The 12,921-nt window shown below is 52.0% G+C and carries 12 protein-coding genes; 4 read left to right on the forward strand and 8 right to left on the reverse strand.

The window, feature by feature from the left end; genetic code table 11:
- Positions 1-7: 7 nt before the first annotated feature.
- The 5 genes from phnE to OGV74_RS00590 form a co-directional block, all read right to left on the reverse strand.
- The gene (gene phnE, locus OGV74_RS00570; protein ID WP_003841119.1) at positions 8-787 is read right to left on the reverse strand and encodes a phosphonate ABC transporter, permease protein PhnE; all 780 of its coding nucleotides are present in this window, start codon (positions 785-787) and stop codon (positions 8-10) included.
- A 104-nt stretch (positions 788-891) separates the two neighbouring features.
- Positions 892-1,908, reverse strand: a complete 1,017-nt coding sequence (phnD, locus tag OGV74_RS00575; protein WP_003031828.1) for a phosphonate ABC transporter substrate-binding protein — start codon at positions 1,906-1,908, stop codon at positions 892-894.
- 155 nt (positions 1,909-2,063) lie between these two features.
- Complete coding sequence (gene phnC, locus OGV74_RS00580) at positions 2,064-2,852, reverse strand: phosphonate ABC transporter ATP-binding protein (RefSeq protein ID WP_003841124.1); 789 nt, start codon at positions 2,850-2,852, stop codon at positions 2,064-2,066.
- A 132-nt stretch (positions 2,853-2,984) separates the two neighbouring features.
- Complete coding sequence (yjdN, locus tag OGV74_RS00585) at positions 2,985-3,434, reverse strand: VOC family metalloprotein YjdN (protein ID WP_003031832.1); 450 nt, start codon at positions 3,432-3,434, stop codon at positions 2,985-2,987.
- A gap of 139 nt (positions 3,435-3,573) precedes the next feature.
- Positions 3,574-3,909 carry a zinc ribbon domain-containing protein YjdM gene (locus OGV74_RS00590; protein ID WP_032950769.1) on the reverse strand — a complete coding sequence of 112 codons (336 nt, stop codon included), beginning with the start codon at positions 3,907-3,909 and terminating at the stop codon, positions 3,574-3,576.
- Positions 3,910-4,448: 539 nt separating this feature from the next.
- On the opposite strand from OGV74_RS00590, the gene crfC reads away from it, so the two are divergent.
- Both crfC and OGV74_RS00600 read left to right on the forward strand, forming a co-directional pair.
- Positions 4,449-6,806: a clamp-binding protein CrfC gene (gene crfC, locus OGV74_RS00595; protein ID WP_086504816.1), complete on the forward strand. Its 2,358-nt coding sequence runs from the start codon at positions 4,449-4,451 to the stop codon at positions 6,804-6,806.
- Entirely contained in the window at positions 6,803-7,696 is an 894-nt protein-coding gene (locus OGV74_RS00600) for a diguanylate cyclase regulator RdcB family protein (protein WP_008321467.1), read from the forward strand. The genes crfC and OGV74_RS00600 overlap by 4 nt, the downstream gene beginning before the upstream one ends.
- Positions 7,697-7,726: 30 nt before the next feature.
- Here OGV74_RS00600 and kdgT read toward each other — a convergent pair whose 3' ends face one another.
- On the reverse strand, positions 7,727-8,725 hold the full coding sequence (gene kdgT / locus OGV74_RS00605; RefSeq protein WP_003031841.1) for a 2-keto-3-deoxygluconate transporter: 999 nt from the start codon (positions 8,723-8,725) through the stop codon (positions 7,727-7,729).
- Positions 8,726-9,424: 699 nt separating this feature from the next.
- Between kdgT and proP the strand changes: the two genes are divergently transcribed.
- Positions 9,425-10,927, forward strand: a complete 1,503-nt coding sequence (gene proP, locus OGV74_RS00610; RefSeq protein WP_003031844.1) for a glycine betaine/L-proline transporter ProP — start codon at positions 9,425-9,427, stop codon at positions 10,925-10,927.
- Between the two features lie 157 nt (positions 10,928-11,084).
- On the forward strand, positions 11,085-11,174 hold the full coding sequence (pmrR, locus tag OGV74_RS00615; RefSeq protein ID WP_008321468.1) for an LpxT activity modulator PmrR: 90 nt from the start codon (positions 11,085-11,087) through the stop codon (positions 11,172-11,174).
- On the opposite strand, the gene pmrB is transcribed toward pmrR, so the two are convergent.
- Together pmrB and pmrA are read right to left on the reverse strand one after the other, a co-directional pair.
- A complete protein-coding gene (pmrB, locus tag OGV74_RS00620) occupies positions 11,168-12,250 on the reverse strand; it encodes a two-component system sensor histidine kinase PmrB (protein ID WP_057064004.1) in 1,083 nt (360 codons plus the stop codon). The two genes, pmrR and pmrB, sit on opposite strands and share 7 nt — an antisense overlap.
- Positions 12,251-12,919, reverse strand: coding sequence for a two-component system response regulator PmrA (gene pmrA / locus OGV74_RS00625; protein ID WP_003031849.1), 669 nt, complete (start codon positions 12,917-12,919; stop codon positions 12,251-12,253).
- Positions 12,920-12,921 lie beyond the last annotated feature (2 nt).

Consider the following 12,921-nt stretch of genomic DNA (forward strand, 5'->3'; position numbering starts at 1 on the left):
TCGCTAATCAGATAAAGTGCTTACGCAAACGCTGGGAAAGGAAATCCAGCAGGCTGACGGTGACGATGATTAACACCATCAGGGCGCAGGTTTGCTGGAACTGAAAGCCGCGAATCGCTTCCCATAAGGTCACGCCAATACCACCTGCGCCCACCATGCCGACTACCGTGGCCGAGCGAACATTGGATTCAAAGCGATACAGTGAGTAGGAGATAAGCAGCGGCATGACCTGTGGCAGAACGCCGTACAGAATCTCTTCAATTTTGTTGGCTCCGGTGGCGCGAATACCTTCTACCGGACCCGGCTCAATGGCTTCTACCGCTTCGGAAAGCAGCTTGGAGAGTACCCCGGTAGTGTGGATAAACAGTGCCATCACCCCGGCGAATGGCCCTAACCCGACGGCGACCACGAATAGCATCGCGAAGACCATTTCATTGATGGCGCGGCAGGCGTCCATCAGGCGACGCATCGGCTGGTAAATCCACCACGGCACCAGGTTATCGGCGCACATCAGGCCGAAGGGAATCGACAGTACAACGGCGAGGGCGGTCCCCCAGACGGCAATTTGCAGGGTGACGGCCATTTCACCGAGATAGTCCTGCCACTGGCTGAAATCCGGCGGGAAGAAGTCGGCGGCGAAGGTTGCCATATTGCCGGAATCTTCGATCAGCGTGAGCGGAGCCATTTCGGCACCTTTCCACGAGACCACCAGTACGGCGAGCAGAATGGCCCAGCTCAGCAGCGAGAACCAGCTACGTTTGGGCGGGGCGACGGTGATGGTTTGCATGTTTAGCTCCGTGCATAGGTTATTGCCGGATGGCGGCGCAGGCGTCTTATCCGGCCTACAAAATACCGTAGGCCCGGTAAGCGAAGCGCCACCGGGCACCAGGGTTACTGCACTGCTTTGGTGACGCTGGTCATGGCGCCCAGTGCGGCTGTCAGACGGTCAAGGTCATCGAGCTGCGCTTTCAACGCCGAGGTTTTGCTGGTTTTCTCTTCCTCGTTCAGCCCTTTGTTGTCCTTCACACCCTGCATCTCTTTAAACAGTGCCAGCTGGCGAATCGGCACCAGTTGCAGATCGCTGGAGGCGCGGAACGGTGCCCATCCAAGGCGTTCCAGTACGGTTTTCTGTTCCGGCGTTTTGCCGTAATTCATAAAGAAGTCGTACACCTTGTCCTTGGTGGTTTCGGAGAGGTTTTTACGCCAGACGATCGGATCGCCCGGGATCAGCGGTGACTTCCAGATCACCTTTAACTCTTTCAGCTTTTCCGGCGCGGAAGTTTTCAGCTTGTCGAGGTTTTCGGTGTTGTTGGTGGCGACATCGACCTGCTTGTTGGCGACTGCCAGGGCGTTGGTTTCGTGTCCGGCGTTAACGGTGCGTTTGAAATCGCTCGCGGAGATGTTGTTTTTGGCAAAGACGTAGTAGCCGGGAACAAGGAAGCCTGACGTTGAGTTGGGATCGCCGTTGCCGAAGGTCAGATCCTTACGTTTGGCGATCAGATCGTTCAGGTTATTGATCGGGCTGTCTTTGTTAACGATCAACACGCTCCAGTAACCCGGGGATCCGTCGGCGGCGACGGTCTGGGCAAACACTTGCCCGTTAGCGCGATCCACCGCTTCCATTGCCGAGAGGTTGCCGTACCAGGCGATATCCACTTTGTTAAAGCGCATGCCCTGGATGATCCCGGCGTAGTCCGGGGCGAAGAAGGCGTTCACTTTCACGCCCAGCGATTTTTCCATGTCCTTCAGGAACGGTTCCCACTGCGGCTTCAGGTTTTGCTGTGACTCGGTCGAAATAATGCCAAAGTTCAGCGCTTTTTCTTGCTCTTCGGCATGCGCCGGGCTTAACAAGGTACTGACGCTAAACATGCTGGTGAAGGCCAGCGCGGCAACTGTCTTATAGCTCATGTCGTTTCCTTAATTAGTCATTGTTCCAGGCTATTTCACTTGCCAGCCTGAATCCGGGCAGTGCTCAAAATCCTCACGTACTGCGTGTACGCTCCGGTTTTTCCGCGCTGGCCGTCTCCAGCCTGGCTGCGCCAATAACGCCTGGTTTTTTAGAACTATGCAGCCTGCGCGTTCTGTTCGACGCGGTTCATGCTGCGGTAAAGATGGTCAAAACGATCGTTATCAAAATGCTGGCTGCTGCCATCAAAGAAGACGTTGCCCTGGCGCAGCGCGACGATGCGTTCGCAGTAGCGCAGGGCGTAATCCACCTGATGCAGCGTGACGACCACGGTGATGCCGTCGGTCTGGTTGATGTCGCGTAGGGTGTCCATCACGATGCGGGCGGATTCCGGGTCCAGTGAGGCAATCGGCTCATCGGCAAGGATCACTTTGGCCTGCTGCATCAGCGCGCGGGCGATTGCGACGCGCTGCTGTTGTCCGCCCGAAAGCGTGGAAACACGCTGGTATGCAAAGTGCGCCATGCCAACGCGGGTTAACGCTTGTAATGCACGCTGTTTCTGCTCAGCGGTAAACCAGCTAAAACAGGTGCGCCAGAACGGCGTGCTGCCGAGCGCGCCAATCAGGACGTTCTCCAGCACTGTCAGGCGGTTCACCAGATTGAACTGCTGGAAGATGTAGCCGGTGTGGGCGCGGCTTTTGCGGATATCGCGCGCTAGGCGGCCTTCATGTTGAACGGTGCGGCCCAGCAGCTCGACGCGGCTACCGGGTGATTTATCACCGACGATCAAACCGCTTAAATGACGTAAAAGGGTGGATTTGCCGGAGCCGGACGGCCCAAGCAGAGCCACCATCTCACCGGAACAGATATTCAGATCAACCGCATTGAGCGCCTGATGTTGATTGAAGGACTTGGAGAGTTTTTCGACGCGAATAATCGTTTGCATGCTGCGGCCTCCCTAAAAAAGTGGCCCCATCGTGGCGGATCAATGTGACGTTTTCGTTAAGGGATAGTTACTCGATGATGAAGAGTTGAGCGCTATTTGATGACAGTATGGGAGGGCTGGCCTCCCGTTGGATTACTCTGTAGGGGGTTGCTGTTGTTTGACGACGTTGATCATCCACGGCACGCCATACTGGTCGCTCACTTTACCGAAACCGTGGGCCCAGAAGGTTTCCTGCCAGTCCATTTCGATTTTTCCGTTTGCTGCCAGGTTATCAAACCAGCGTTTGCCTTCATCGACGTTTTGCGTGTCGAGCACCAGCGTAAAGCCAGAGTAGTGAGCATTTCCGTCCGGGGCGCTATCGCTCATCATGATGTCGCTGCCCGCAACGCGCAGGTTGGCGTGGGCGATGGCGGTGTCGGGGAATTTCATGCCTGAAGGGCAACCATCTTCACTATCCTGCGCCGATTTGGGCATTTCACCGAAGTTGATTTTGTAGAGCAGTTCAGCGCCTAACGTTTTTTGATAGTAGGCGATAGCGTCAGCGCAGTTGCCTGCAAAGGAGATATAGGGACTTAACGGCATAATCTTTACCTCAGGTAAAAGAAACCAGTTAAGTGTAGTTATCGTCTGCATAAATAAACCAGGCGGGAAGTATGAGCTTCCCGCCTGGCAGATGAGCTGGTCTAGACCTGATGAGCGTAGTGCCATCAGGCAATTTGCATCAGTTCTTTTTCACAAACTCAGATTTCAGCTTCATTGGGCCAAAGCCATCGATTTTGCAATCGATGTTGTGGTCACCTTCAACCAGGCGAATGTTTTTCACTTTGGTACCGATCTTCAGCATGGAAGAGCTACCTTTTACCTTCAGGTCTTTCACGACGGTAACGCTGTCGCCGTCGGTCAGCAGGTTGCCGTTGGCATCTTTAACGATCAGTTCGTCGCTGTCCTGTGCCGGTTCAGCATCGTTCCATTCGTGCGCGCATTCCGGGCAGATGAACATGCCGTTATCTTCGTAAGTGTATTCGGAGTTGCATTGTGGGCAGTGTGGTAATGACATGTGGATTTCCTCAAAAGTCAGCAGGGGCAAATGCGCCCAAAAAATGGCAGATTGCCGAAAAAGGCCGCAATTATACATAAAATCCCTGCTTTTGTCGGGACTACTGCGTGATTATGCAAATGATCTGCTGTAAAGACCCTTTGCTTTTACCTCAATGAAAGTATGGGGTAATATTTTTTAAGGGAAATTGCTACGTCAGGTTATTTAAGATAAGGTGAGGCGAAATATCTGATATTCATAGGTAACATCGCCTAGGGATGTCTAAGTCATTGTGATTGAATATCTCAATCCCCCTTAATTTTAGTAGGGGGATTAAGCTGGCATTTTTTAAAACTGAACTACGCTGTTTATCTTTCTTACTTATTACATAAGTGAGAGGTTTCAGGCCAGCGGTTGTACGCCAAACTTATTTTAATAATATCAATTGGTTGTTTTGATTTTAATTATTTCCACACGTAATTATAAAAGCCAAAAAATCTATAAATAAAACGATTGGGCTAAATAAAAGCAATGCTATTTGCGTTAAGGAAAGATTTTCCATGCACACACAGACAATATATGAATTAAGTCAGGAAGCGGAACGCTTGCTGATGCTCTCGCTTGAACATCTCAGGCAATTGCAAAAATTGCCCATGACGTCGTTGGATGATGTCGCGCTAAAACAAGGAGAGCATAGCAGTCAGGTTGTTCAGCCCCTGCATTTCAGCGCGCGTGGCATGGATGTCCAGCAAGCAACGCTCAATAATGAGTTGCGCAAGATTACGCGTCTGGAAATGGTGCTGGCGATTGTTGGCACGATGAAAGCGGGAAAATCGACGACGATTAACGCGATTGTAGGGACAGAAGTTTTACCTAATCGTAATCGCCCCATGACGGCGTTACCAACGCTAATTCGTCATACGCCGGGGCAGAAAGAGCCGGTCCTGCATTTTTCACATGTCGCGCCGATTGATGCCTTAATGAAGGTTTTACAGCAGCGTGTGCGCGAGTGCGATCGCCTGCGTCTTACGCAGACCCTGGAAATTGACAAGGATATGAATGTCCTGCTGCAGCATATTGAAAACGGCGTGGCATTTGAACGGTATTATCTTGGCGCACAGCCTATTTTCCATTGCCTTAAAAGCCTGAACGACCTGGTGCGCCTGTCAAAAGCATTGGATGTTGATTTTCCTTTTGCTGCCTATGCCGCGATTGAGCATATTCCGGTTATTGAGGTTGAGTTTGTCCATTTGGCCGGACAAGCAAGCTACCTAGGGCAATTAACGTTGCTGGATACGCCGGGGCCGAACGAGGCGGGACAACCGCACTTACAAAAAATGCTTAATGAACAGCTGGTACGGGCCTCTGCGGTGCTGGCGGTGTTGGATTACACCCAATTGAAATCGATTTCTGATGAGGAAGTGCGTCAGGCGATTATGGCGGTTGGCAAGTCAGTACCGCTGTATGCGCTGGTGAACAAGTTCGATCAGAAAGACCGCAACAGTGACGATGAAGAGCAGGTGCGGGCGTTGATTTCTGGCACGTTGATGCAAGGTGGCATTGCCCCTGAGAGAATCTATCCGGTTTCCTCAATGTGGGGCTATCTGGCAAACAGGGCGCGTCATGAGCTGACGGCCCGCGGGCGACTGCCGGATCATCAGGTGCAACGTTGGGTGCAGGATTTTGCCGAAGCGGCGCTTGGCAGACGCTGGCGCACCACCGATCTTGAAGATACGGAGCATATCCGCCATGCCGCCGACCTGTTGTGGGAAGACTCGCTGTTTGAACAGCCTATCCAGAAAGTGATTCACGCCGCTTACGCCAATGCATCGCTGTATGCGCTACGCTCAGCGTCACATAAGTTATTGAACTATGCGCAAAGCGTGCACGAATATCTGGAGTTTCGTGCCCACGGGTTAACGGTCGCCTATGACAAACTGCGGCTGAACATCACGCATATTGAAGAGGATATGCAGCAGTTAGAAGTGAGCCAGGGGCGGGTGAGCGATGAAGTCAGCCATGAAGTAGAACTGGCGCTGGAGGCTGCTGCAGCCTATCTCAGAGAGCAACAAACCGAGATTCTTTGCGGTATCAACACCTTCTTTATCAAAGAAAACGTCCTGATGATGTCACAACATAGCCTGGGAGCTGGCGTCTCCTCGGCAGAAATGGCCGGAGAAATGCTGGTGCTGCACGATGAAGGCCAGGCGAAAATTGTGTTAGATAAAATTCGCTCGTCCTGTGAGGGGGTATTGCTGGCGGCGCAGGAAAGCATCAGCCGTGACTTAGCCCTGCGTTTTGAACAGCTTGAGTCGACGCTCTCCCGGGCGCTAAATGACGCGATGCGGCCAATTGAGCAAAGGGTGAAAGAGGAGCTAAACCACGCCGGTTTTCGTGCGCGGATCCGTTTTCCAGCGTTCCATACAGCGATGTTTAATTTCAATACCCGCCAATTGTTTAACGAAGCCATTGAACAGGATATCCCGGTGGAAAATCCACCGTCTACTGGTGGTGCGGTGCGTGACACTTTCTCTCGTTGGCTAAATCAACCCAACTGGGGATGGAATGATTACGTCGAAACAAAAACGCGTTATCTCATTGATATGGGCGCTTTGCATAAGAACCTTGTGCAGTATGTCTCCCAGTTTTGCCAACAAATTCGTAAAGCTTTAGTTGCTCAGGTCGATATTTCCGTTACGGCAGGCATGGCCACGTTTTTTGCAGATTTTTCACTGTGTCTGGCGCAATTGCAGGCGAGCCTGAGTGAGAGTCTGACGCTACGCCAACAAAATGAATCCGCGGTGAATGCAATGAATGAGCAATTGCAGCAGCGCATTACGATTGCGGCATGGCTTTATGAAGATTCCCGTTTGCTGCGTGACGATATCAATACCCTTTTTGCAACCGAGCACACATGACTAACGTTTTACTGGAAGGCCCCGGGAGGACGCTGGAGTGTGTCTACCCGAAGTTTATGGTCGATCTGGTTCAGGGAGATGAAACCAAACGTTCCGGCGGTTTTCTGCAACAGCAGCAGCGGCTGCGCGCGCGTCTGACGCAGGAGGTGTTATCCCAGACACAACTGCGGGCGTGGGTGATGGCGGGAGTGTCCAGCGAGCATCTGGTGATGCGTCTTAAGCTGGTAGAAAAGTTGGCGGGCATGATCGACCCAGGCCATCTGGCGCTGGTGCGTATTGCCGAAGGGCTGAAGTTTTTACAACAAACCGAACACCCGCGTGGGCTTTCAACCCCCGGTCTTTTACAACAAATAAATTCACTGACTGACTGGTTTACCCAACGCGCTGCGTATAAAGAGAAGGCGCTGACCCAGCGTGGCCTGACGGTTCAGGCGGGCGAACACAGCGAACAAATTTTTACCCGCTGGCGGGCTGGCGCATATGACGGTTGGTCGTTACCTGGACGCTGTTTTGTTGCGCTGGAGGAGTTGCGCTGGGGAGCCTTCGGTGACGCCTGCCGGTTAGCGAATGCCGATGTGGTGTTAATGCTAAAAGACAACCTGCGAACCATGGCCGCTCAGGCGTTGGCGGACAGCGTGAATGCGGCGCCTGCTACGCGTCATTACTATCATCATTGGCTCAGCACGCCAGTTGTCGGCGGATCGGGCGAGTATAACGATATGCTGAGCTGGTTAGGCGACTGGTGCGATGCGCAGCGTCATCCGGTGAGCTGGTCGGTGACGCAGCGTTGGCAAAATGTGGCGTTAGGAATGCCGCGATTGTGTTCGGCGAAACGACTGGCTGATGCGATGGTTGAGGAGATTTTTGCACCGTCCCCACTCATCAATTGAGCAGGGACGGTCAGTGTGGCTAAGACAGAGTTAGTGGTGCAGAGAGTCTGCCGGGGTGGACACCGTTTCGTTGGCGACCAGGTTTTTATTAAAACGTTTGGCGTACAGCGCGGTGATAATCGGCACCAGAATGGCGGTGACAATTACGCTGGCGGCAACCAGCGCCGTAGCGGATGCGGCAACCGGTTCGAACGCCGGGTTAATCTGGGCGATAATCACCGGGTTTGCTACCGCAGCGCCTGCTGCTGAAGAGGCTGCTACGCCTGCCGTACCGTTCCCGCCACCAATAACACGGTCTGCAATAATCAGCGGGATACCGGTGATGACGATAACCGCGACACCCAGCAGGATACCCAGCAGACCGGTATCAACGATTACGCTCAGGTTAATGGTGTTACCCAACGCGAAGCCGAAGAACGGGATCAGCACCGGAGTGGCTTTGCTGAAGAAAGAACGCAGGTCATGATCCAGGTTGCCTAATGTAAAGCCAATCAGGAACGGTAATACCGCGCCGATGAAATGGTGTGGCTCGAAGGAGGCCAGACCCGCGGAGCCGAGGATCACCATGGTCATTAACGGGCCGGATTCCAGAGACATCAACACAAATGCGCCAGACTCTTCTTTGGTGCCGTACTGGTTCATCAGGCTGGCGTACAAACCACCGTTGGTCATGTCCATTGCGGAGACAATTGCCAAAACTGAGAGGCCTGCAAAAAACCCGGTTTGAATACCGGTATCAGGAATGAATGAAGCCGCAATCATTGCCACTACCCACGCCACGGCTATTTTGGTTATTACCAGCGTACCGGACTTGCGTAATACCGTGCCGGTTGCCCGTAAATCAATAGATGCGCCGATACAAAAAAACCACACTGCCAGAATCGGTACCGTTCCGCTGATCATTCCTTTGGTAAACGAACCGAAATACGCACCGGTATCCGGAGCTAACGTATTTAACACTGCGCCTAATAACAGAGGAATCAACATCATTCCACCGGGGATGCGTTCAATCGTGGCTTTAATTTTCATAAACGTCCTCATGTCTTGTCGCCGCTAATACTAGCGCAAGAGGGTAAAAATTAATAAATTCAAATGGTTACTGGTTTCTCTTAACAAAGGAAATCGCTATCTCTTTGTTTTATAAAATCTAACGCGGCATACGTTGAGCGTGTTGCTGCTCCCAGGGATATTGCGTCTGGAATTAGTTTGCATTCATGGGAACATCGATTCAATCAAAATAAAACGGTGTTTTAGTTATCTTCATCACATATTCCGAGCAAAAGTTCCCGGTCACTCTGATTATTAAAAAAGCTGTGATCTTTTTGTGAAGGGATTAGGTGTTTTTTTTGCTAGCAGAATAATAATGACCGCTGTGATTGTTGGTGCAATAAAGCGATTTATTCTTGTATTTAATTGTCAGTAAATCGCAAGCGTTACATGTAAAAAAGATGACTAAGAATGACCTAATTTACGCATGTTGACGAAATGAAAAACTATATGTGAAGTTGATCACAAATTTAAACGCTGTTAGGGTAAAGAGGTCATTAACCGCCCAATCAGGCGTCAACAGGTTCGGTTGTACTGTGCGTTTCTCGTCAGTGTAAGTAAACCTGCTACGCTTGTTACAGGGAATGCGCCTGTGCGTTCCCCGCTCGGTGATGACCTTGACGCATGGGCGTTGGGGGATTCGAACTGGAGCGTGACAGGGCTAAGTCTATGAGGACGAGTATGCTAAAAAGGAAAAAAATAAAACCGATAACGCTGCGCGACGTTACCATCATTGATGACGGTAAATTGCGAAAAGCCATTACCGCAGCGTCGTTAGGTAATGCGATGGAATGGTTCGATTTTGGTGTTTATGGATTTGTTGCTTACGCATTAGGTAAAGTGTTCTTCCCGGGGGCTGACCCCAGCGTGCAGATGGTTGCTGCACTCGCCACCTTCTCTGTTCCCTTTCTGATTCGACCGCTTGGCGGATTGTTCTTCGGTATGCTCGGCGATAAATACGGTCGTCAGAAGATACTGGCTATCACCATTGTGATTATGTCGATAAGTACCTTCTGTATCGGTCTTATTCCCTCGTATGCCTCAATTGGTATCTGGGCGCCGATTCTGCTGCTGCTGTGTAAGATGGCACAGGGATTCTCGGTCGGCGGAGAGTACACCGGGGCGTCGATTTTTGTCGCGGAATATTCGCCGGACCGTAAGCGTGGATTTATGGGCAGTTGGCTGGACTTCGGCTCGATTGCCGGGTTTGTGCTGGGTGCGGGCGTGGTGGTTCTGATTTCAACCGTCGTCGGCGAGGAAAATTTCCTTGACTGGGGCTGGCGTATTCCGTTCTTCCTGGCGCTACCGTTAGGGCTGATTGGTCTGTACCTGCGTCATGCGCTGGAAGAGACGCCGGCGTTCCAGCAGCACGTGGATAAACTGGAGCAGGGCGATCGTCAGGGTCTACAGGAAGGTCCGAAGGTTTCGTTTAAAGAGATTGCGACTAAGCACTGGCGCAGCTTGTTGGCATGTGTTGGTCTGGTGATTGCTACCAACGTCACCTACTACATGCTGCTCACCTATATGCCGAGCTACCTGTCGCATAACCTGCATTACTCCGAAGACCACGGTGTGTTGATTATTATCGCCATCATGATTGGTATGCTGTTTGTGCAGCCGATTATGGGGTTGCTCAGCGACCGCTTCGGGCGTCGTCCGTTTGTGATCATGGGCAGTATTGCGCTGTTTGTGCTGGCGATTCCGGCATTTATCCTGATTAACAGTAATGTTATCGGTCTGATTTTCGCCGGGTTGCTGATGTTGGCGGTGATCCTCAACTGCTTTACCGGGGTGATGGCGTCCACGTTACCGGCGATGTTCCCGACGCATATTCGCTACAGTGCACTGGCCGCCGCGTTTAATATCTCGGTATTGATTGCTGGTCTGACTCCGACATTGGCCGCATGGCTGGTGGAAAGCTCGCAGAATCTGATGATGCCTGCTTATTATCTGATGGTGATTGCGGTGATTGGTTTAATTACCGGCGTGACCATGAAAGAGACCGCCAATCAGCCGCTGAAAGGGGCCACGCCTGCCGCTTCGGATATTCAGGAAGCGAAAGAGATCCTCGGCGAACACTACGATAACATTGAACAGAAAATCGAAGATATCGATCAGGAAATTGCTGAGCTACAGGTTAAGCGCACGCGTCTGGTGCAGCAGCATCCGCGTATTGATGAGTAATCGTGTCATTGCCTGATGGCACGAAGCTTTTAGGCCTACGGGTAGCATTGTACTTTGTAGGCCGGATAAGGCGTCAGCCGCCATCCGGCGCGTGGCCTTAAGGTTGGCTTAATATCCTTCAGGCAAACTCTCCTCCATAGTTTCGGAGGAGAGTGTCATGAAAACCCGTATTTATGAAAGTTTGACCACCGTGTGCAGTTTGCTGATCGTCAGCAGCTTTTTGTATGTATGGGTGAGCTCTTACTGAATTTTCGCCAATTTCACCCATGCGCGAGTGCCGTTGGCTCCCTGGCGATTTTGCAAATAGAAATGCCCTTGATGTAACTGGGTGATGCGACTGACAATGCTCAGCCCCAGTCCAATTCCGCCAAAGCGGCTGTCCATACGCACAAACGCTTTACTCAACTCCCCACATTTACTTTCATCAATGCCCGGCCCTTCATCTTCGACGGCAAGGACGGCATCATGCTCTGTGTTCAGGCTAATTGTAATATGGGTGCCTTCCGGGCTGTAACGATGCGCGTTTTCCACCAGATTTCGTAGTAGCATCCGCAACAGCGTAGCATCACCAGGCACGATAACGTCCGCCGCGCTTTGTGGCAGGAGCAGCGTCTGTTTACGTTGGTCCAGCATGGTGCTGAGTTCATCGTAGGAGGGCAGAATAACATCCTCCAGCAGTTTGACATGCTGGTAGCTCCCCGCCGAAAACGACTGTCCGACGCGGGCAAGTTGCAGCAGTTGCGACACGCTGTCCATCATTTGATCCAGGCGGGCAATTAGCGGCGAAACATCGACCTTATGGGTTTTGGATAATAATTCCAGATGCAGGCGCACGCCTGACAGCGGTGTGCGCAGTTCGTGAGCGACATCGGCGGTAAATAAGCGTTCGTTTTCAATCGTGCTGGTTAGCCGCGTTACCAGGTCGTTGAGCGCGGAGACAACCGCCTGGATCTCAATGGTTGAGCTGTGAATTTCAATCGGGGTCAGGTTATCGGCTGCCCGCGCCTCCAGCTCTTTTTGCAGATCTGCCAGCGGACGAGTAATACGTCGCACTGCCTGGTAGCAAATCAGCAGCGCCAGGCTGACCATAAAGATGCCGGGGACGATCAGACTGGCGATGGCCTCGCGGATCTCATGCATGATGTGGCGATCGTTGTTGCGATTTTCGCGCAATGCCTGTTCGAATAACTGTATTTGCTCGGTACTTTCATGCCACAACCAGAAGGTGCTAATCAGCTGAAAGACCAGCAGAATAAGGCCAATCGTCAGCATCAGGCGATGACGAAGCGGGAGCGGTTGTTTTAGATATTGCAGCAGCTTCACTTAGCTTTCCTCAGTGGCAACCAGCATATAGCCAAATCCCCTGACCGTGCGGATGCGAGATTTTCCGACTTTGTCGCGCAGATTGTGAATGTGCACTTCCAGCGTATTGGTCGACGGTTCGTTATCCCAGCTGTAGATGTCGTTATACAAAATTTCCCGGTGTACCGGACTGCCCGCTTTGAGCATCAGGCGCGACAGGAGTGCGTATTCTTTTGGCGTTAAGATAACCTCTTGCCCGTCCATCCACACCTGGCGCCGACCGATATTCAGCGTCAGGTTGCTGACAATGAGTTCACTTTCCCCCTGATTGTTATGCCGACGCAGCAGCGCCCGGATGCGGGCGTGCAGTTCTTCCAGTGCGAACGGTTTGACCAGATAGTCATCGGCCCCCACGTCCAGCCCGCTGACCCGGTCTTTCACCGTGTCGCGGGCGGTGAGGATAAGTACCGGCACGGTGTATTTTTTCTGTCTGATTCTGTTCAGAAAGTGCAGGCCGTCTTCATCCGGTAAGCCCAGGTCGAGGACTACCAGGCTGTAATGTCCGCTCTCCAGACACTGCTCCGCTGCACGGGCCGTGGATACGCCGTCGCAGGCGTAGCCTTCTGTTTGCGCGGCGAGTATCAGTCCCTGTAATAACAACGTATCGTCTTCAACAATCAGAATTTTCATTG

The organism is Citrobacter sp. Cf116 (assembly GCF_030336505.1).
Lineage (GTDB): Bacteria > Pseudomonadota > Gammaproteobacteria > Enterobacterales > Enterobacteriaceae > Citrobacter > Citrobacter freundii.

Bases quoted from the DNA above. Each gene is read 5' to 3' on its own strand.
- pmrR (WP_008321468.1), top strand. From the start codon at position 11,085: ATGAAAACCCGTATTTATGAAAGTTTGACCACCGTGTGCAGTTTGCTG.
- OGV74_RS00600 (WP_008321467.1), top strand. From the start codon at position 6,803: ATGACTAACGTTTTACTGGAAGGCCCCGGGAGGACGCTGGAGTGTGTC.
- yjdN (WP_003031832.1), bottom strand. From the start codon at position 3,434: ATGCCGTTAAGTCCCTATATCTCCTTTGCAGGCAACTGCGCTGACGCT.
- OGV74_RS00590 (WP_032950769.1), bottom strand. From the start codon at position 3,909: ATGTCATTACCACACTGCCCACAATGCAACTCCGAATACACTTACGAA.
- pmrA (WP_003031849.1), bottom strand. From the start codon at position 12,919: ATGAAAATTCTGATTGTTGAAGACGATACGTTGTTATTACAGGGACTG.
- crfC (WP_086504816.1), top strand. From the start codon at position 4,449: ATGCACACACAGACAATATATGAATTAAGTCAGGAAGCGGAACGCTTG.
- kdgT (WP_003031841.1), bottom strand. From the start codon at position 8,725: ATGAAAATTAAAGCCACGATTGAACGCATCCCCGGTGGAATGATGTTG.
- proP (WP_003031844.1), top strand. From the start codon at position 9,425: ATGCTAAAAAGGAAAAAAATAAAACCGATAACGCTGCGCGACGTTACC.
- phnC (WP_003841124.1), bottom strand. From the start codon at position 2,852: ATGCAAACGATTATTCGCGTCGAAAAACTCTCCAAGTCCTTCAATCAA.
- phnE (WP_003841119.1), bottom strand. From the start codon at position 787: ATGCAAACCATCACCGTCGCCCCGCCCAAACGTAGCTGGTTCTCGCTG.
- phnD (WP_003031828.1), bottom strand. From the start codon at position 1,908: ATGAGCTATAAGACAGTTGCCGCGCTGGCCTTCACCAGCATGTTTAGC.